This is a genomic window from Pseudomonas sp. 21LCFQ02, from assembly GCF_024129895.2.
GTDB lineage: Bacteria > Pseudomonadota > Gammaproteobacteria > Pseudomonadales > Pseudomonadaceae > Aquipseudomonas.
Window position 1 is genome coordinate 692,019 of sequence record NZ_CM178749.1, and the last position, 17,221, is coordinate 709,239.

General features: G+C 62.0%; 20 protein-coding genes. 8 read left to right on the forward strand and 12 right to left on the reverse strand.

All coding sequences use genetic code 11. The annotated features are described in order from the left end of the window. Positions 1-60: 60 nt before the first annotated feature. The 8 genes from NJC40_RS03205 to nrdR form a co-directional block, all read right to left on the reverse strand. On the reverse strand, positions 61-570 hold the full coding sequence (locus tag NJC40_RS03205) for a phosphatidylglycerophosphatase A family protein (RefSeq protein WP_253141576.1): 510 nt from the start codon (positions 568-570) through the stop codon (positions 61-63). After that, on the reverse strand, positions 567-1,532 hold the full coding sequence (thiL, locus tag NJC40_RS03210) for a thiamine-phosphate kinase (RefSeq protein ID WP_253141574.1): 966 nt from the start codon (positions 1,530-1,532) through the stop codon (positions 567-569). Before thiL ends, NJC40_RS03205 begins: the two co-directional genes overlap by 4 nt. A gap of 26 nt (positions 1,533-1,558) precedes the next feature. Next, complete coding sequence (gene nusB, locus NJC40_RS03215) at positions 1,559-2,056, reverse strand: transcription antitermination factor NusB (protein WP_045483978.1); 498 nt, start codon at positions 2,054-2,056, stop codon at positions 1,559-1,561. Beyond that, positions 2,053-2,529, reverse strand: coding sequence for a 6,7-dimethyl-8-ribityllumazine synthase (gene ribH / locus NJC40_RS03220; RefSeq protein ID WP_045483981.1), 477 nt, complete (start codon positions 2,527-2,529; stop codon positions 2,053-2,055). The genes nusB and ribH overlap by 4 nt, the downstream gene beginning before the upstream one ends. Positions 2,530-2,802: 273 nt before the next feature. Next, positions 2,803-3,894: a bifunctional 3,4-dihydroxy-2-butanone-4-phosphate synthase/GTP cyclohydrolase II gene (gene ribBA / locus NJC40_RS03225; RefSeq protein WP_253141572.1), complete on the reverse strand. Its 1,092-nt coding sequence runs from the start codon at positions 3,892-3,894 to the stop codon at positions 2,803-2,805. Between the two features lie 16 nt (positions 3,895-3,910). Continuing rightward, positions 3,911-4,573 (reverse strand): riboflavin synthase, encoded by a 663-nt coding sequence (locus NJC40_RS03230; RefSeq protein WP_253141570.1) that lies wholly within the window; start codon positions 4,571-4,573, stop codon positions 3,911-3,913. 57 nt (positions 4,574-4,630) lie between these two features. Next, positions 4,631-5,767 carry a bifunctional diaminohydroxyphosphoribosylaminopyrimidine deaminase/5-amino-6-(5-phosphoribosylamino)uracil reductase RibD gene (gene ribD, locus NJC40_RS03235; protein ID WP_253141567.1) on the reverse strand — a complete coding sequence of 379 codons (1,137 nt, stop codon included), beginning with the start codon at positions 5,765-5,767 and terminating at the stop codon, positions 4,631-4,633. Then, on the reverse strand, positions 5,764-6,228 hold the full coding sequence (nrdR, locus tag NJC40_RS03240) for a transcriptional regulator NrdR (RefSeq protein WP_045493887.1): 465 nt from the start codon (positions 6,226-6,228) through the stop codon (positions 5,764-5,766). Before nrdR ends, ribD begins: the two co-directional genes overlap by 4 nt. 163 nt (positions 6,229-6,391) lie before the next feature. On the opposite strand from nrdR, the gene NJC40_RS03245 reads away from it, so the two are divergent. Genes NJC40_RS03245 through trxA form a run of 3 tightly spaced genes read left to right on the forward strand, consistent with a single transcriptional unit; the run spans position 6,392 to position 8,427 of the window. Then, entirely contained in the window at positions 6,392-6,841 is a 450-nt protein-coding gene (locus tag NJC40_RS03245) for a hypothetical protein (protein WP_253141565.1), read from the forward strand. After that, positions 6,838-7,512 (forward strand): class I SAM-dependent methyltransferase, encoded by a 675-nt coding sequence (locus tag NJC40_RS03250; protein WP_253141564.1) that lies wholly within the window; start codon positions 6,838-6,840, stop codon positions 7,510-7,512. Before NJC40_RS03245 ends, NJC40_RS03250 begins: the two co-directional genes overlap by 4 nt. Before the next feature lie 39 nt (positions 7,513-7,551). Then, positions 7,552-8,427: a thioredoxin gene (trxA, locus tag NJC40_RS03255; protein ID WP_045483998.1), complete on the forward strand. Its 876-nt coding sequence runs from the start codon at positions 7,552-7,554 to the stop codon at positions 8,425-8,427. On the opposite strand, the gene NJC40_RS03260 is transcribed toward trxA, so the two are convergent. Further along, a complete protein-coding gene (locus NJC40_RS03260; RefSeq protein WP_253141563.1) occupies positions 8,421-8,795 on the reverse strand; it encodes a hypothetical protein in 375 nt (124 codons plus the stop codon). The genes trxA and NJC40_RS03260 overlap by 7 nt on opposite strands. A gap of 133 nt (positions 8,796-8,928) precedes the next feature. On the opposite strand from NJC40_RS03260, the gene NJC40_RS03265 reads away from it, so the two are divergent. The 5 genes from NJC40_RS03265 (at position 8,929) to NJC40_RS03285 (ending at position 12,941) form a co-directional block, all read left to right on the forward strand. Beyond that, the gene (locus NJC40_RS03265) at positions 8,929-9,531 is read left to right on the forward strand and encodes a DUF2796 domain-containing protein (protein ID WP_045484004.1); all 603 of its coding nucleotides are present in this window, start codon (positions 8,929-8,931) and stop codon (positions 9,529-9,531) included. Between the two features lie 66 nt (positions 9,532-9,597). Beyond that, positions 9,598-10,305, forward strand: coding sequence for an ABC transporter ATP-binding protein (locus tag NJC40_RS03270; protein WP_045484007.1), 708 nt, complete (start codon positions 9,598-9,600; stop codon positions 10,303-10,305). Position 10,306: 1 nt separating this feature from the next. Beyond that, positions 10,307-11,572: an ABC transporter permease gene (locus tag NJC40_RS03275; RefSeq protein WP_045484010.1), complete on the forward strand. Its 1,266-nt coding sequence runs from the start codon at positions 10,307-10,309 to the stop codon at positions 11,570-11,572. A gap of 11 nt (positions 11,573-11,583) precedes the next feature. Next, the gene (locus tag NJC40_RS03280; protein WP_045493890.1) at positions 11,584-12,105 is read left to right on the forward strand and encodes a DUF3299 domain-containing protein; all 522 of its coding nucleotides are present in this window, start codon (positions 11,584-11,586) and stop codon (positions 12,103-12,105) included. A gap of 149 nt (positions 12,106-12,254) precedes the next feature. Beyond that, positions 12,255-12,941: an OmpW/AlkL family protein gene (locus tag NJC40_RS03285; protein WP_045484014.1), complete on the forward strand. Its 687-nt coding sequence runs from the start codon at positions 12,255-12,257 to the stop codon at positions 12,939-12,941. A gap of 74 nt (positions 12,942-13,015) precedes the next feature. Here NJC40_RS03285 and NJC40_RS03290 read toward each other — a convergent pair whose 3' ends face one another. The 3 genes from NJC40_RS03290 to NJC40_RS03300 form a co-directional block, all read right to left on the reverse strand. Beyond that, on the reverse strand, positions 13,016-13,945 hold the full coding sequence (locus tag NJC40_RS03290) for an NAD-dependent epimerase/dehydratase family protein (RefSeq protein ID WP_253141562.1): 930 nt from the start codon (positions 13,943-13,945) through the stop codon (positions 13,016-13,018). After that, positions 13,938-14,822, reverse strand: a complete 885-nt coding sequence (locus NJC40_RS03295; RefSeq protein ID WP_253117389.1) for a sugar nucleotide-binding protein — start codon at positions 14,820-14,822, stop codon at positions 13,938-13,940. Before NJC40_RS03295 ends, NJC40_RS03290 begins: the two co-directional genes overlap by 8 nt. 108 nt (positions 14,823-14,930) lie before the next feature. Next, positions 14,931-17,123, reverse strand: coding sequence for a mechanosensitive ion channel family protein (locus NJC40_RS03300; RefSeq protein ID WP_253141561.1), 2,193 nt, complete (start codon positions 17,121-17,123; stop codon positions 14,931-14,933). Positions 17,124-17,221 lie beyond the last annotated feature (98 nt).

The following is a 17,221-nucleotide window of genomic DNA, read 5'->3' on the forward strand; positions in this document are numbered from 1 at the left end:
ATTGTAACAGCAGGTTTGACACTCGCTTATGCCGAATTTTCGTACGTCAATATCAGAAAACTAGATTAAGTCGACGATCCACACCAGCCCTTGTAGCGACAACCAGGCCATCACACCGGCCAGTACGTCGTCGAACATGATGCCGATGCCGCCCTGGATATTCCGGTCGCACCAGCAAATGGGCCAGGGTTTAAGAATGTCGAAAAACCGAAACAGCACAAAACCTGCGAGCAGCCAGTGCCAGCCCTCGGGAACCAGCCACAGGGTGATCCACATGCCGGCAATCTCATCCCAGACGATGCCTTCATGATCGTGCACGCCCAGATCATCGGCGACTCTGCCACACAGCCAGCAACCGAAGATCAGGGTGATCGTCAGCATCAGGCCGTAGCCCCAGCCCGGCAGCATCTGCCACAGGGGAATGAACGGCAGGGCGATCAGCGAACCCCAGGTGCCCGGTGCCTTGGGCAGGGTTCCGGTACCGAAACCAAACGCCATGAAATGCCAAGGGTTGGTCCATACCGAAGGCGGCACGTACTCGGCAGAAATCTTGTCGGGATTGTTATTCACTGTGAATCTCGAAAATGTTGATAACCGCGCACTGCCGGGGTGATGTCCTGGCCGTCTCGGTCGATCAGCGCAACGCCTTCGCCGGCAGTCACCTGACCGATGACAGTGATCGGCCAACCAGCGGCTTGCAAGCCGGCCAGCTGAGGGGCTGGCAGAGTAAAAGCCAGGACATAATCGTCACCGCCGCTCAGGGCTGCCTGTTGCGCAGCAACGTCGCCCAACAGGTCGAGCAGTGCACTGGACATCGGCAAACAGTCGCGTTCAACCAGCAGGCGCACGCCTGACGCCTTGGCGATATGCCCGCAGTCGGCCAGCAAGCCGTCGGAAATATCCAGCGCGGCCGTGGCCTTGCCGCGCAGGGCCATACCCAGCGCCAACTGCGGTTGTGGCGACCAGTAGCGGGCCAGCAGTGGCTCGCTGACAGCAGGCTCAGTGCTGCGCTCGCCCAGCACCAGCGGCAAGGCGCCCGCCGCATCGCCCAACGCCCCGCCGACACACAGCAGCTCGCCAATCTGCGCGCCGCCACGGGTCAGCGCCTGGCCGCCAGGCACAGCGCCAAAAACTGTCAGGGTCAGGCTCAGCGGGCCACGGGTGGTGTCGCCACCGATCAGGCGCAGCCCGCAGGCTTCGGCCATCCGATTGAGACCTTCGGCAAAGGCTTTGAGCCAGTCGGCCGTGAAGTCAGGAAGGGTCAGCGCCAGGGTGAAGCCAATCGGCCGGGCGCCCATCGCCGCCAGGTCGCTGGCGGAAACACCCAGGGCGCGCTGGCCAAGCAGGAAGGGATCACAGACAACCGGAAAGTGCACCCCGGCCACCAGGGTGTCGGTAGACACCGCCAGTTGCTCGCCCGCCGCCAGGCTGAGCAAGGCGCAATCGTCACCGATGCCCAGCGCGACCGACTCGCCGGGCCGCGCACAGGGCGCGGCGGCGAAGTAGTGACGGATCAGTTCAAACTCACCCATGACAGCCTGCCTTATCGACAAGCCGATCAGCGCTTGTGAGCTTTGACTTCAGCAGCACGCAGGCTTGGCGCCAGTTTGTCCAGCACACCGTTGACGAACTTGTGGCCGTCAGTGGAGCCGTAGACCTTGGCCAGTTCGATCGCTTCGTTGATCACCACGCGATACGGCACGTCGATGCGACGCAGCAGTTCGAAGGTGGACAGCCGCAGCACGGCCAGTTCAACCGGGTCGAGTTCTTCGATGGTCAGGTCCAGGCACGGCTTGAGCGCAGTGTCGATCTCGCCCTTGTGGCTGGCCACGCCGTGCAGCAGTTCGCGGAAATAACCGCCGTCAACATTGCTGAAGTCGTTATCGACGCGAAACTGCGCTTCGATCTCGTTCAGCGAATGACCGGCCATCTGCCACTGGTACAACGCCTGGGTCGCCAGTTGCCGTGCTTCGCGGCGCTTGGCGGACTTGCTCTTGGCGACGTCCGGTGACTTGGGTTCGCGCGGGTTGAACTTGTCGCTTTCGTCGGAAATCACTTGGCCTCCAACTGCGCCAGCAGGCTGACCATTTCCAGAGCCGACAAGGCCGCTTCAGCACCTTTGTTACCGGCCTTGGTGCCGGAACGCTCGATGGCTTGCTCGATGGTGTCGACAGTCAACACGCCGAAGGCAACCGGTACGCCGAACTCCATGGAGACCTGGGACAGGCCCTTGACGCATTCGCCGGCCACGTATTCAAAGTGCGGAGTACCACCGCGAATCACCGCGCCCAGAGCAACGATGGCGGCAAATTCGCCGCGCTGGGCGACTTTCTGTACGACCAGCGGGATTTCGAAGGCACCCGGCGCGCGGATGATGGTGATGTCGCTTTCTTTGATGCCGTGGCGAACCAGCGCATCGATAGCACCGCTCACCAGGCTTTCCACTACGAAACTGTTGAAACGGCCAACCACAAGGGCGTAGCGGCCTTGTGGTGCGATGAAGGTACCTTCGATGGTCTTCAGGGTCATGCGCTTGAGTCCCGTATAAAGAGCGGGTTCGCCTCAGTGGCGAACATTGAAAATGTCAGGGCACCTCTAAAAACTACCTGCGTTGCCATCGCGGCATTGAAAACCGGCTCAAAATGCTCATTTACACCCCGTAAACTCCGCTTTCTCGCCGGTTCTCGCCTTGCGCTGACTGCCTCGCCTACATTTTTCGAGGTGCCCATTAGGTCATCAATCAAAAAGCACGACGCGCAGACGGCAAAAACCTGGGTTTTTGCTCTATCTGCGCGCGAGTTGTCATTCCGATGGCACGTATTCTACAACTTCCAGATCAAAACCGGATATCGCATTGAACTTCATTGGCGAACTCATCAGGCGCATCTTGCGCACACCGAGGTCGCGCAGGATTTGCGAACCGGCGCCCACCGTGCTGTAGGTGCTCGGCAACTTGATCGGCTGTTGCCCGGCGGTTTCCCGAATATGCGCCAACAGCACATCGCCATCAAGCGGGTGACCGAGCAGCAGCACGACACCGCTGCCGGCCTCTGCCACGGCTGCCATGGCGGCGCGCAGGCTCCAGCGGCCGGGCTGTTTGACCAGCAGCAGGTCGCGCAGCGGGTCCATGTTATGGACCCGCACCAGAGTCGGCTCTTCGGCGCAGATCTTGCCCAGGATCAGGGCCAGATGCACTTCGCCTTCGACCGAATCACGGTAGGTCACCAGGTTGAAGTGCCCCACTTCGCTGTCCATCGGCTGCTCGGCAATCCGCTGAACGGTACGTTCGTGGGTCATGCGATAGTGAATCAGGTCGGCAATGGTGCCGATCTTGATGTCATGTTCAAGGGCGAAAGCTTCCAGCTCGGCGCGACGCGACATGGTGCCGTCGTCGTTCATGATTTCGCAGATCACCCCGGACGGCTCGAAACCGGCCATCCGCGCCAGGTCGCAGGCGGCCTCAGTGTGCCCGGCACGCGCCAGAGTGCCGCCAGGCTGGGCCATCAGCGGGAAGATATGGCCGGGGCTGACGATGTCTTCAGCCTTGGCATCCCTGGCCGCTGCCGCCTGCACAGTGCGTGCACGGTCGGCAGCAGAGATACCGGTGGTCACGCCTTCGGCGGCTTCGATGGACACCGTGAACTTGGTGCCGAAGCCAGAACCGTTGCGCGGCGCCATCAGCGGCAGCTTGAGCGTTTCACAACGCTCGCGGCTCATGGGCATGCAGATCAGGCCGCGCGCGTAGCGGGCCATGAAGTTGATGTGCTCAGGCTTGACGCATTCGGCGGCCATGATCAGGTCGCCTTCGTTCTCGCGGTCTTCGTCATCCATGAGGATGACCATCTTGCCCTGACGAATGTCTTCGATCAGGTCTTCAATCGTGTTGAGCGCCACGCGGCACCCCCTTAATTCAGGATTTCAGGTAGCCGTTGGCGGCCAGAAAGCTTTCGGTGATACCGCCCTGGGTCGGTTCGGCGGCCTTGTCGCCCAACAGCAGGCGCTCCAGATAACGCGCCAGCAGGTCGACTTCAAGGTTGACCTTACGCCCCGGGCGGTAGTCAGCCATGATGGTCTCGGCCAGGGTGTGCGGCACGATGGTCAGCTCGAACTCGGCGCCGTGCACGGCATTGACGGTCAGGCTGGTGCCATCAACGGTGATCGAGCCTTTGTGAGCGATGTATTTGGCCAGCTCACGCGGCGCACGCACACGGAACTGGATCGCCCGGGCGTTTTCTTCCCGCGAAACGATCTCGCCCACGCCATCGACGTGACCGCTGACCAAGTGGCCGCCCAGCCGTGAGCTGGGAGTCAGGGCCTTTTCCAGGTTGACCAGGCTGCCGGTCTTGAGGTCGACGAATGCGGTGACGTCGAGGGTTTCGCGGCTGACATCGGCCCAGAAACCGTCGCCTGGCAGTTCAACCGCGGTCAGGCACACGCCGTTGACCGCGATACTGTCGCCGAGCTTGACATCGCTCAGGTCGAGTTTGCCGGTCTCCACATACACCCGAACGTCGCCGCCTTTGGGAGTCAGTGCACGGATGCTGCCGATCGATTCGATGATGCCGGTAAACATGGGGATCCTCCGCAGGAACAGGCTGCACGCCAACAGGCGCCAGGGCAAAGCCGGAAATTATACGCCGCGTCTGGGCGCAGGCAGAGCAATGACGTGCCAATCGCTGCCAACTGCACGCATTTTCACGATATTGAGCTCTAGGGCTTCATCCATTCGCGACAACGGCAAATCCAGCAACGGCCTGGCGCTGGAGCCGAGGAACTTGCCGGCGATGAAGATCTGGTATTCGTCGACCAGGCCAAGCTGAGTGAAGGCCCCGGCCAGTCGTGGGCCGGCCTCGACCAACACGTCATTGGCTCCGCGCGCGCCCAGCTCAAGCAGCAAAGCGCGTAAATCGACATGCCCCTGCGCACCGGGCAGGCTGAGCAATTCATGGCCCTGCGCCTGGTAATGCGCCACGGCATCGGCGCCCGCACAAGCCGCCACCAGCGCCGGACCAGCCTGGAAGAAAGCGGTGTCCAGAGGCACTCGCAAGCGGCCATCGACCAGGACCCGCAATGGTGCCCGGCTGGCGGCCAGAGCGGTCTGCTCTGGGTCCAGAGCCAGTTGTTCGGGGCGCACTGTCAGCCGTGCGTTGTCGGTGAGTACCGTGTCGGCACCGCTGAGCACTACGCTCGATTGGGCGCGCAAACGCTGGACGGCGGCACGCGCCTCGGGACCTGTGATCCATTGGCTTTCGCCGCTGGCCATCGCCGTGCGCCCGTCCAGGCTCATGGCCAGCTTGACCCGCACATAAGGCAGGCCGCTTTCCATACGTTTGATAAAGCCTTTGTTCAGCTTACGCGCCTCGGCTTGCAGCACACCGCTGTGGACTTCGATGCCAGCGTCGTGCAGGCGCTGCAAGCCACGCCCGGCCACTTGCGGATTGGGGTCCTGCATCGCCGCCACCACCCGCCCCACGCCTGCCTTGACCAATGCGTCAGCGCACGGTGGGGTGCGGCCATGATGGCTGCACGGTTCAAGAGTGACATAGGCGGTGGCCCCACGGGCCTGTTCACCGGCCTGACGCAGGGCATGCACTTCGGCATGCGGCTCACCGGCCCGTACATGCCAGCCTTCGCCCACCACCTGAGCATCGCGCACGATCACGCAACCGACCCGCGGGTTGGGATGGGTGGAGTAACGCCCCTTGCGTGCCAGCTCCAGCGCGCGAGCCATGTAACCGGCGTCGAGTACCGCTTGCTGCGCGCTCATTCCTTGCCCGGCTCACGAGCCAGGCGCTCGATCTCTTCGCGAAATTCGTTGAGGTCCTGAAAGCGCCGATACACCGAAGCAAAGCGGATGTAGGCAATCTCATCGAGCTTTTGCAACTCGCCCATGACCAGCTCACCCACCACCAGCGACTTGAGCTCACGCTCGCCGGTCGCTCGCAGCTTGTGCTTGATATGCACCAGCGCCGCTTCCAGGCGTTCAACACTGACAGGACGCTTTTCCAGCGCCCGCTGCATGCCGGCCCGCAGTTTTTCTTCATCGAAAGGCTGACGTCTGCCGTCCTGCTTGATCAGCCGCGGCATGACCAGTTCGGCGGTCTCGAAGGTGGTAAAACGCTCGCCGCAGGCCAGACACTCGCGACGGCGACGGACCTGCTCGCCTTCGGCAACCAGGCGCGAGTCGATGACTTTGGTGTCATTGGCAGCGCAGAAGGGACAGTGCATGGTGGCAAGCCACTGAAAAAGGGGAGCGCCATGGTAGCGCATCTCGTCGCCAAGACAAGACTCAGAGCGCTGGACACAGCGCCACGGCAATATGAAACTGCCGTCACGTTTACCCGATGCCGGAGCCGATGCGTGCTCCTCCACTGTTTTAGCTGGAGTATTCATGTCACCAAGACATTTCGCCGTGCTCGGCCTGGTTGCACTGCTGGGCGCCTGCAGCAGCAATGAAGCACCGGAGCCGACCCCGGCCCGCCCGGCGCAAGCCGTCGTCAAGAAGCCGGAAGGTCCAGGCCCGCTATTGCCACATCAGCGTGAATTGAGCGGCCAGTTGCTGGGCATCCCGGCAGGCGCGGAAGTCGAACTGGCGATTCTGGTGATCGACGAGCGCGGTCGGCCGCAGAAGCTGCTGGCCAGTACCAAACTCCAGGGCAACGGCCAGTCGCTGCCGTTCCAGGTGCGCTTCAACCCCGAGGCGTTCCCGGTCGGCGCGCGGGTCGAGCTGCGCGGGCGTGCCAGCCAGTCCGGCCAGTTGATCCTGCATCTGCCTGCGCTGCGCATCGAGCAGCCCAATACCCAGGCACTCGGCCCGCTGCAACTCGTCAAGGCACCGTGAAAGTCCTGCAGCACGCATTAAGCCAATTACTTGGCGATGCCCGGCTGGTGGTCACGCCGCTGCCGGGCACCGACCTGAGCCTGTGGCTGATCGACGAGCAGAACATGGACCGGGCATTCAGCCCGGAAGAAACCCGGCGCATTCTCGAACAACCGCCCTACTGGGGTTTCTGCTGGGCCAGCGGCCTGGCACTGGCGCGCTTTCTCGCCGAACAGCCGCACTGGGTGGCTGGCAAACGGGTGCTGGATTTCGGCTCTGGCTCCGGAGTGGCGGCCATTGCTGCGGCCAAGGCCGGGGCACTGGAGGTGGTGGCTTGCGACCTTGACCCGCTGGCCCTTCATGCCTGCCGAGCCAACGCCGCACTCAATGACGTGAAGCTCAGTTACTCGACAGACTTCTTTGCCGAGGCCGACCGCTTCGACCTGATCCTGGTCGCTGACGTGCTCTACGACCGCGCCAACCTGCCACTGCTGGATCATTTTCTCAGCCGCGGCCATCAGGCACTGGTGGCCGACTCACGGGTGCGCGACTTCCAGCATCGGTCCTACCAGCGCCTGGCCAGCCTGCAGGCGCTGACCTTGCCGGACCTGGCCGAGCCCCATGAATTTCGCCATGTCAGCCTGTATCACGCCAGCCGCTCGGAGCACACAGCTTTCAGCAATGCCTTGTGACCTTTATAGTTGGCAGCATCCCGAGATGCGAGACGCGCAATGAGCCAGGACACGCCTTATATCTACGACGTAACCGTCGCCACCTTCGATCAACAGGTCATCGAGAAGTCCTTCCAGCAACCGGTACTGGTCGATTTCTGGGCCGAGTGGTGCGCGCCATGCAAGGTACTGATGCCGCTGCTGGCACAGATCACCGAGGGCTATCAGGGCAATCTGATACTGGCCAAGGTCAACTGCGACATCGAACAGGAAATCGTCGGCCGCTTCGGCATCCGCAGCCTGCCGACCATCGTGTTGTTCAAGGACGGCCAGCCGGTCGACGGGTTTGCCGGCGCACAACCGGAGTCGGAAATCCGCAAATTCCTGGAGCCGCACGTGCAACTGCCGGCACCGGCGGCTGCCGACCCGTTGCAACTGGCCGGGCAACTGTTTGCCGAAAGCCGGTTTGCCGAAGCCGAAGCGCAGCTCAAGGTGCTGCTCAGTGAAGACAACAGCAACGCCAAGGGTCTGATCCTGTATGCACGCTGCCTGGCTGAACGCGGTGAACTGGGCGAAGCACGCACCGTACTGGATGCGGTCAACAGCGACGATGCACACAAGGCTGAACTGGCCGGTGCCAAAGCGCAATTGACCTTCCTCGGCCAGGCCGCGCAACTGCCGCAAAGCGCTGAGCTCAAGAGCCGCCTGGCGCAGAACCCGCAGGACGACGAAGCCGCTTACCAGCTGGCCGTCCAGCAACTGGCGCGCCAGCAGTACGAGGCGGCACTCGAAGGCCTGCTCAAGCTGTTTGTCCGCAACCGTGGTTACAGCGAAGGCCTGCCGCACAAGACCTTGCTGCAAGTGTTCGATCTGCTCGGCAATGACCATCCTCTGGTCACGACCTACCGCCGCAAGCTGTTCGCCGCGCTTTATTGAACCCAGCTGTACAGCGGCGCATCAGCGCCGCTTTCGACCTTGACCTGGGCGTTGTGACGTAGCCGCACCAGCAAGCGCTTGGCCGCTGCGGCGCTGCCGGCCAGGCTTTCAAGTTGCCCGAGCAGGTCCGGGCCGCTCAATGCACCGGCTTGTTGCAGCAGCTGTTGGGCGTGTTGCCACAGCCGGTCGTCCTGGTTGAGCGGCTGGCTGGTCGCCGTAGGCCGGGCGTCCTCGGACGTCGCAACCTGCTGGCCATTGCCTGGCTGCGCGGTGCCGAACCCGGCAAACAACCTCGCCCAATCGCCTTCATCCATTTCAATCTCAAGGTCCACCGGCCACTGGCCGATGCTTCCGCGAATCCGCAGCATGGTCTGCCCCTTCCAACAATCAGATACGCATGCTCCCACAGCTGCCCTCGGCAGCGGCAAAAAAAACCGCTATCATTGCCGACCTCTGTTATAAGATTACATTACATTTCAAGTCATCCCGCCGGAGTCCGTTATGCGCCGTCTGTTGCTCGCCCTGCCCTTCGCCCTGCTGCCGCTGGCTTTCGCCCAGGCCGCAGCGGAGCACGATCATGACCATGAGCACGACCACGGCAGCCTGGGCGCCCATGAACACGGTGTCGGTCGCCTGGATGTGGTACTTGAAGGCAAGACGCTGCAAGTGCAATTCGAAAGCCCGGCGATGAACATTGTCGGCTTCGAGCACGCCCCGAGCAGCGCTGAAGACAAAGCCAAAGTCGCCAAGGCCCGCGAATATCTGCTCAAGCCCAACGCGCTGTTCAGCATCTCTGAAGCCGCCCATTGCTCGGCCCGTTCGGTGAAGCTGGAAAGCCCGCTGTTTGGCGACAAGCCAGATGAACATGACCACGCCAAGGATCACGATCACGCGAAACCGGCCGAGAGCGGCGAGCACGAACACAGTGAAATCCACGCCAACTACATCTTCACTTGCGATGCACCGGCCATTCTGAAGAAACTCGACCTGAGCCAGGTCTTCAAGACCTTCCCTGACACCAAGAAGCTCCAGGTGCAGCTGATTTCTCCTGGCGGCCAGTCCGGTGCCGAGGTCATCGCAGCCAATCCGAGCGTCAAGTTCTGAGTCTGTGGCTGTATCAGCGACCGGGCTTGCCCGGTCGTTTCGTTTTCCCCATTTGAGAGTCAGGGCATGAACCAGGCACTTATCGAGCTGAGCGAACTGGGCTTTAACTGGCCCGGCCAACCACAGTTGCTGGACATCCCGGCTTTTCGTCTGGAGGCTGGCGAAACACTGTTTCTCAAAGGCCCCAGTGGCAGCGGCAAAACCACTCTGCTGGGCCTGCTGGGCGGTGTGCAGACGCCGGTCAGCGGCAGTGTCCGGCTGTTGGGGCAAGAGCTGACCGGGCTGTCAGCCGCCGCTCGCGACCGCTTCCGGGTCGACCACACCGGGTATATTTTTCAGCAGTTCAACCTGCTGCCGTTTCTGTCGGTACGGGAGAACGTCGAACTGCCCTGCCACTTTTCCAAAGTCCGTGCAGGTCGCGCCAGCCAGCGTCATGGGTCAGTGGCCAAGGCAGCCAGCGAGCTGCTGAGCCATCTGGGCCTGCACGATGCGACCTTGCAGGAACGTCGCGCCGACTCGCTGTCGATCGGCCAGCAACAGCGGGTCGCCGCCGCCCGCGCATTGATTGGCCAGCCGGAGCTGGTAATCGCCGACGAGCCGACCTCGGCGCTGGACGCCGACGCCCGCGAGGCCTTCCTGCAACTGCTGTTCGCCGAGTGCCGTGCCGCCGGCTCCAGCCTGTTGTTCGTCAGCCATGACCAGAGCCTGGCGCCGCTGTTCAACCGCAGCCTGTCGCTGGCCGAACTCAATCGCGCCGCCGCCGTGGAGAATTGAGATGTATCTGTTTCGCCTGGCCATGGCCAGCCTGGCCAACCGCCGCTTCACCGCATTCCTGACCGCCTTCGCCATCGCCTTGTCGGTGTGCCTGCTGCTGGCCGTGGAACGGGTACGCACCGAGACCCGCAGCAGCTTCGCCAGCACCGTCAGCGGTACTGATCTGATCGTTGGCGCCCGCTCCGGCTCGGTCAACCTGCTGCTGTACTCGGTGTTCCGCATTGGCAACGCGACCAACAATATTCGTTGGGAGAGCTTCGAACACTTCGCCCAGCATCGTCAGGTAAAGTGGGCAATTCCGATTTCCCTGGGCGACTCGCACCGCGGCTATCGGGTGATGGGCACCAGCGAGGCGTACTTCGAGCACTACCGCTACGGCCGCCAGCAACCGCTGGAACTGGCCCAGGGCCGCGCATTCCAGACCGACCCTTTCGAGGTGGTGCTGGGCGCCGAGGTGGCCGAAGCGCTGCATTACCAGTTGGGCGACAAACTGGTGCTGGCCCATGGTGTGGCCACCATCAGCCTGGTCAAGCACGACGACAAGCCCTTTACCGTGGTGGGCATTCTCAAGCGCACCGGCACGCCGGTGGACCGCACCCTGCACATCAGCCTCGGCGGCATGGAGGCGATTCACATCGACTGGCACAACGGCGTACCCGCGCGCGGCAACCAACAAATCTCCGCCGACCAGGCGCGCAATATGGACCTGACGCCCACGGCGATCACCGCCATGATGCTCGGCCTGAACAGCAAGATTTCGACCTTTACCCTGCAGCGTGAAGTCAACGAGTACCGGGGTGAACCGCTGCTGGCGATCCTGCCGGGCGTGGCCTTGCAGGAGCTGTGGAGCCTGATGGGCACGGCTGAGAAAGCGCTGTTCGTGATCTCGCTGTTCGTGGTGCTGACCGGGCTGATCGGCATGCTCACGGCCATCCTGACCAGCCTCAACGAGCGGCGCCGGGAAATGGCGATCCTGCGCTCGGTGGGCGCACGCCCCTGGCATGTCGCCAGCCTGCTGATTCTGGAAGCCTTTGCCTTGGCCCTGATTGGCGTATTGGCTGGGCTTGCGCTGTTGTACACCGGCATCGCCGCCGCACAAGGTTACGTCCAGTCCGAATACGGTCTGTATCTGCCGCTTTCCTCGCCCAGCCAATATGAATGGAGCCTGCTTGCTGGCATTCTGGGCGCTGCGCTGGTGATGGGGGTGGTGCCAGCCTGGCGTGCCTATCGTCAGTCACTGGCCGACGGGCTTTCGATTCGTTTATGAGGATGTTGATCATGCGGCGCCTGCTGCTTGCCCTGTTGCTTTCGGTCCCCCTGTCGTCCTGGGCGGCCGAGCCCCGCGTGCTGACCTGGAACGACATGATTCCAGCAGACGCGCCGCCGGTGACGCCAATCACCCAGCCGATCCATGACCTGTCGAAAATGGCCGACGCGCTGAGCATGGAATCAGCCCCCGCCGCCCACCAGCAAGCCCCCGACGCGCCGGTGGTCAAAGCGCTGGACGGCAAACTGGTGCGCCTGCCGGGTTATATCGTGCCACTGGAAGTCAGCGAGGAAGGCCGGGTGACCGAGTTTCTGCTGGTGCCGTTCTTTGGCGCCTGCATCCACGTACCACCACCACCGGCCAATCAGATCGTGCATGTCACCAGCGAGCTGGGCGTGAAGGTCGAAGAGCTGTACCAGCCGTACTGGATCGAAGGACCGATGCAGGCCAAACACACCAGCAGCGAACTGGCCGAGGCCGGCTACCAGATGGTGGCAGACAAGATTTTTGTCTACGAACTGTCGGATTCCTGAAAGGTCGATTTCAACGCAGTGTTGCCGAGTGCAGCCATTTTGTGGACACCCTCTGAGTGTCATCACACTTTCATTGAGCTGAGTCAAAACCGCGACGCAGACGCTTTTTTAACATGGCTCCAGACTTTTTAACCGCTCTGGAGCCTTTGATGAACAAGTCCCTGCTGTGCGCATCCCTTTGTGCACTCGCCCTCGCCGCCCCGCTGGTTGCCCATGCTCACCAGGCCGGTGATTTCATCGTGCGTGCCGGCGTTGCCCACGTCGACCCGCATGAAGACAGCGGTGAAGTGCGTCTGGATGGCAGCAAGGTTTCCGGCACCAAAGCCTCGGTTGATGGCGAAAACCAACTGGGCCTGACCTTTGCCTACATGCTGACCGAGCATGTCGGTATCGAGTTGCTGGCCGCTACACCGTTCAGCCACACCGTCTCGGTTCATGGCCTCGGCCCAGGTCTGGATGGCAAGCTGGCCGATATCAAGCAACTGCCACCAACCCTGTCGCTGCAGTACTACCCAATGGCCGCCTCGTCTGCCTTCCAGCCGTATGTCGGCGTGGGCATCAACTACACCAAATTCTTCGATACCGACCTGGCGGGTAACCGCAAGGACCAGGGCTTCAGCAACCTCAAACTCAAGGACTCGGTGGGCCTGGCCGGTCAGGTGGGCGTGGATTACCAACTGACCGATCACGTCATGCTCAACGCCTCGGTGTGGTACGTGGACATCGACACCAAGGCCAGCGTCGACGGTCCGTCAGCGCTGAGTGTTGGCAAGACCAAGGTGGATGTGGATATCGACCCGTGGGTTTACATGGTGGGTGTGGGTTACAAGTTCTGAGCCGGCACACCGGATAAATAAAAAAGGCACTTCAGTGATGAAGTGCCTTTTTGTAGCGTTGCATCAAGCGCTATTCAGCGCCCCAACAGCCTGGCCAGGCCGTCAGTCAGCGGCATCGGCGTTTCGAGGGTGAAACGCTGCAACAGGCGCTGGTTATTGGCCCGGGAATGGCGGATATCACCAGGGCGCGCCTGCTGATAGCTCACCTCTGGCAGGCTGCCAACCACATCCTTCAGAGCCGCCAGCAACTGATTGAGCGAGGTGGTCTGGTTCAGGCCGACGTTGATCGCGCCCTCTTCAACTGTCGGCTGCTCCAGTGCCTGAACCAGTAGCTTGACCAGATCGCCAACGTAGAAGAAATCACGGGTCTGCTCACCATCGCCGAACACACTGATCGGCTTACCCTGGGTGGCGCGCTCGGCGAAGATGCTGATCACTCCCGAGTACGGCGAGGACGGGTCCTGGCGCGGCCCGAAGATGTTGAAGAAGCGGAACACCACCGGCTCCAGCGCATGCTGGCGGCGATAGAAATCCAGGTAATGCTCGCTGGACAGCTTGTCGCTGGCATAGGGAGTCAGCGGCGCCTTGGGGGTGTCTTCACTGATCGGCTCGCCTTCGCCATTGTTACCGTACACAGCAGCACTGGAGGCGAACACCACCCGCTTGATGCCCGCCTCGCGCATGGCCTCACAGACGTTCAGGGTCCCGATGAAGTTGCTCTGGTGCGTCTTTACCGGGTCGTCCACCGAAGCCTGTACCGAAGCGACAGCGGCCAGATGCGCTACCGCCTGACAACCCACGGCAGCGCGTGCGACCAGTGCCGCGTCAGCCACATCACCTTCGATCAGTTCGACGTTGGGGTTATCCAGCGGCAGGTTGCTGCGCTTGCCGGTGGACAGGTCGTCGAGAATCCTGACCGGGTAACCTTTGGCCAACAGGGCGTCGGCCAGATGTGAGCCGATGAAACCGGCACCGCCGGTAATCAGGATAGGAGCGTCAGACATGCCGATAATACCGGTCTAGCAGAACGGGCAACCCGGCGCGCCAGGCGCGTGGCTTGATCCCGAAGGTATGAAGGATTTTCTTGCAGGCCAGCACCGCGTGCTGCGGCTCTTCAGCTGCATCGGGCCGCGCGGCGTGAGCCTGTGCGGTCGGTGCTTCGATGGCCAGCGGGTGCAACAGCCGCGCCTCGGTAAGAATCGCCTGGCCCAGGGCAATCGGCGTGGTGGCTTCGTGGCCGGCGTAGTGATAGGTGCCCCACAGAGGTGCCTCGCAGTCGAGCTGCTTGAGCACCGAGAGCAGGACCCGCGCGGCGTCATCGACGGGCGTCGGATTACCGCGTCGGTCATCGGCCAGCAACAACTCTTCAGCGTCCTTGGCGCGGCTCAGAAAACGCCCGAGCACGCCATCCGGGCTGTCGTCGAGCAGCCAGCCAAAGCGTACCAGCACATGCTGCGGACACGCGGCGCGAACGCTCTGCTCGATCCGCCAGAGTGCCTGGCCGCGCAGGCCCAGCGGCACCGGCTCGTCCTTTTCGCTGTAGGCAGTCGCTCGCGAGCCGTCGAAGACCCGGTAGCTGGACGGTTGCAGCAAGGTAATACCGTGATGCTGGCACAGTTCGGCCAAGCGCTCTACGGAGCGTTCCTGGGCGTCCAGGCGCGCTTCGTTGACAGTTTCGGCCTGGAACCAGTCGTAGTAATAGGCCAGGTTGATCAGGGCGTCGGGGCGGGTGTCGTCGAGCAGTTGCGTGAGGCTGGCTGCGTCCCAGCCGTCTTGCGGCGGACGCGGTGCGAGGAACGCGATATCTTCCTCGGCACCCAGTCGTATCAGCGCCTGCCCGAGGGCATTCCCGCCGCCCAACAGCATAAGGCGCATTCGCATAGAGTCTGCAGGCTCGGTCTCGGTTTTTATCAAATCATCAGGTTCAAAACGCCTGCAAACATAACACGTTGCCCGCCGGTGCCCAACAGTTGTGCGCTGCCCTTGCCGTCATGCGCCAGCAGGGGCTGGTGGCCCTTCTAGCGCCGGCGGGCGGTGCGCGGCTCCGGGGTTCATGACCATCTGCGGGTAAGTCTGGGCGAAGTGGACCTTCGGATGCTGGTCAACGCGCTTTTTGAGCCGTTCGTTAAAGGCTCGGCCAACGCTGTATTGCCCGCCTGAAGAGGTGCGGAACTGCGCGGTCAGCACCACGCCGTTGAGGTCCATACGGTCGACACCGAAGACCTCCAACGGACCTTGCAGGTTGTTCTTGAGCAGGATGTCTTCAGTGATCGAATGACCGGTCTCGCGGATCAGCGCCAGCGCCTCGTCAATATCGGTGTCATAAGTGAACTGCACCGAGAAGAACGCATAGGCAAACTGCCGCGACTGGTTGGTGACTGCCTTGATCTGGCCGAACGGCACCGAGTGCACAAAGCCTTTGCCGTCACGCAGGCGCACCGTGCGGATCGTCAGGCTTTCGACCGTACCTGAATGGCCGGTGCTGAGCACCACCCAGTCGCCGACCGAAAAGGTGTCTTCGATGATGATGAACAGGCCGGTGATCACATCTTGCACCAGTTGCTGCGAGCCGAAACCGATTGCCAGGCCCACGACACCGGCACCCGCCAGCAATGGCGCAACGTTGATGCCCAGGTTGGCCATGGTGGTAATGGCGCAGATCACCACGAGGATGATTTTTATCGCATTACGCAGCAGCGGCAAAATGGTCTTGACCCGGGTGCTGGGCTGGCGGCCGGAGCGATGGTTGACCGGCGGCTTGAGCGCTTCCTGAATCGCCGTATCAAGGACCACCCAGAGCAGCCAGGTCACCAGGAAAATCAGGCCAATACTGCTCAGCGAATCGCTGATCGCCCTGCCGAGGCTGTTGCGCTGGGCGAACTCGAACAGCGAAAAGCCCCATATACGCCCCAACACCTCAATGAAGGTCACCGCCAGCACGATGCGCAGGCAGGCATACACCAGGCTGAGCAAGCGCGCTTTATAAGCATGGCCGGTGCGTACCGCAGGGTCCGAGGGCTGCTTGAAGAAGTGCTGGAACACGGTACTGAGAAACACCGTGGCAATCAGCAACAAGGTTGTGAACAGCGCGCAGCGCAGGGTCTCTTGGCTGTCCTCGCCAGCGCCGATCAGATTGATTGCCGAGACCATGATCATCAACAGAATCGGCAGATTCCACAGGTTGGAGAAGATCTTCAGCGACTGTTGCAGCGCTGGCTGGCGCATACGGCTGCTCAGCGCCCGGTTGCGAATCAGGTGTGCCACCGGGCGGCGCATGCGGATAACCAACACACAGAACACCGCAGAGGCAAACAGGCCAGTGAACACCGCGATGCTGGTCGTGACGTTGCTGCCAATCTGCCGCGCGATCTGCGGGCTGGTCAGGGCATCGCTGAGCGCCGCCAGAAAGCCGATGACGAACAGCGGCGTCGGCGTGTAACGACGCAGGATCTTCACCGCCGTACGCTTGTGCCCGGCATTGAACATGACAATCACGCACAGCAGTACCGAGGTCGAAAACACACCGCTGCTGGTGGCGTAGGCAAAACACAAAGCCAGCGCCCGGCCAATCGAAGACGGTAGAAATTGGCTGACATACAGGGTCAAGGGCAGGCAGATCAGCGCTGGAACCGTGAACGGCAATACGTACTTGAGCAGCGCCTGACTGCGCGTTCGGGTCCTCATGAAGGCTCGCCGGTTCAAGCGTTTGGCAATAAAGCGCCCCAGACCATGGAGCAGCACAAATGTACCGATCCAGACCACCGACAGCACCAGAAAGTCGCCCACCATCTGCCAGGCGCTGCGTTGCGAAGGCTTGTTGACCAGCTTGTCGAGCTCTGTGGCGGCCCGGTCTGCACGCAGCCGCCAGGTATCGACCAGGTCACCGTTGAGATTCAGCGCTCGCTGAACATCGTCGATGCTGCTGCTCAGAGCCCCCAGCAGGCCGCCCTCGACAAGGATTTCAGCGGCTGGCGGTTCCGCCTCGGCGGGTTTGTCGGTTTCAGGCTCCTTTTTCTCCTCGACCGGAGCTTTCTCGGCAGGCCCGGAGGCGGCCTTGTCATCGGGCTTGTCGGCAGCAGCAGCGCCGAGCGGCAGGGCCGGGACTTCAGCAGCGTGCACGGTCAGGTTGCCCGCAAACGAAAGCACCACTAACAGAATCAGGGTCTTTAACTGAACCGCCACGCTGCACTCTCCTCCATCCAGATATCCGATGGGGCTTATCCCCAAGGAACTGATCCCTGCGCGACCCGCAAAGTTCGCCTGAGTGGGCAAGAAATTGG

What these genes read in the sequence shown, in the direction of transcription:
- NJC40_RS03275 (WP_045484010.1), top strand. Translation starts at nt 10,307, where the DNA reads ATGTATCTGTTTCGCCTGGCCATGGCCAGCCTGGCCAACCGCCGCTTC.
- NJC40_RS03295 (WP_253117389.1), bottom strand. Translation starts at nt 14,822, where the DNA reads ATGCGAATGCGCCTTATGCTGTTGGGCGGCGGGAATGCCCTCGGGCAG.
- NJC40_RS03245 (WP_253141565.1), top strand. Translation starts at nt 6,392, where the DNA reads ATGTCACCAAGACATTTCGCCGTGCTCGGCCTGGTTGCACTGCTGGGC.
- NJC40_RS03270 (WP_045484007.1), top strand. Translation starts at nt 9,598, where the DNA reads ATGAACCAGGCACTTATCGAGCTGAGCGAACTGGGCTTTAACTGGCCC.
- NJC40_RS03280 (WP_045493890.1), top strand. Translation starts at nt 11,584, where the DNA reads ATGCGGCGCCTGCTGCTTGCCCTGTTGCTTTCGGTCCCCCTGTCGTCC.
- NJC40_RS03265 (WP_045484004.1), top strand. Translation starts at nt 8,929, where the DNA reads ATGCGCCGTCTGTTGCTCGCCCTGCCCTTCGCCCTGCTGCCGCTGGCT.
- nrdR (WP_045493887.1), bottom strand. Translation starts at nt 6,228, where the DNA reads ATGCACTGTCCCTTCTGCGCTGCCAATGACACCAAAGTCATCGACTCG.
- thiL (WP_253141574.1), bottom strand. Translation starts at nt 1,532, where the DNA reads ATGGGTGAGTTTGAACTGATCCGTCACTACTTCGCCGCCGCGCCCTGT.
- NJC40_RS03230 (WP_253141570.1), bottom strand. Translation starts at nt 4,573, where the DNA reads ATGTTTACCGGCATCATCGAATCGATCGGCAGCATCCGTGCACTGACT.
- trxA (WP_045483998.1), top strand. Translation starts at nt 7,552, where the DNA reads ATGAGCCAGGACACGCCTTATATCTACGACGTAACCGTCGCCACCTTC.
- NJC40_RS03285 (WP_045484014.1), top strand. Translation starts at nt 12,255, where the DNA reads ATGAACAAGTCCCTGCTGTGCGCATCCCTTTGTGCACTCGCCCTCGCC.
- NJC40_RS03260 (WP_253141563.1), bottom strand. Translation starts at nt 8,795, where the DNA reads ATGCTGCGGATTCGCGGAAGCATCGGCCAGTGGCCGGTGGACCTTGAG.
- ribH (WP_045483981.1), bottom strand. Translation starts at nt 2,529, where the DNA reads ATGACCCTGAAGACCATCGAAGGTACCTTCATCGCACCACAAGGCCGC.
- ribD (WP_253141567.1), bottom strand. Translation starts at nt 5,767, where the DNA reads ATGAGCGCGCAGCAAGCGGTACTCGACGCCGGTTACATGGCTCGCGCG.
- NJC40_RS03290 (WP_253141562.1), bottom strand. Translation starts at nt 13,945, where the DNA reads ATGTCTGACGCTCCTATCCTGATTACCGGCGGTGCCGGTTTCATCGGC.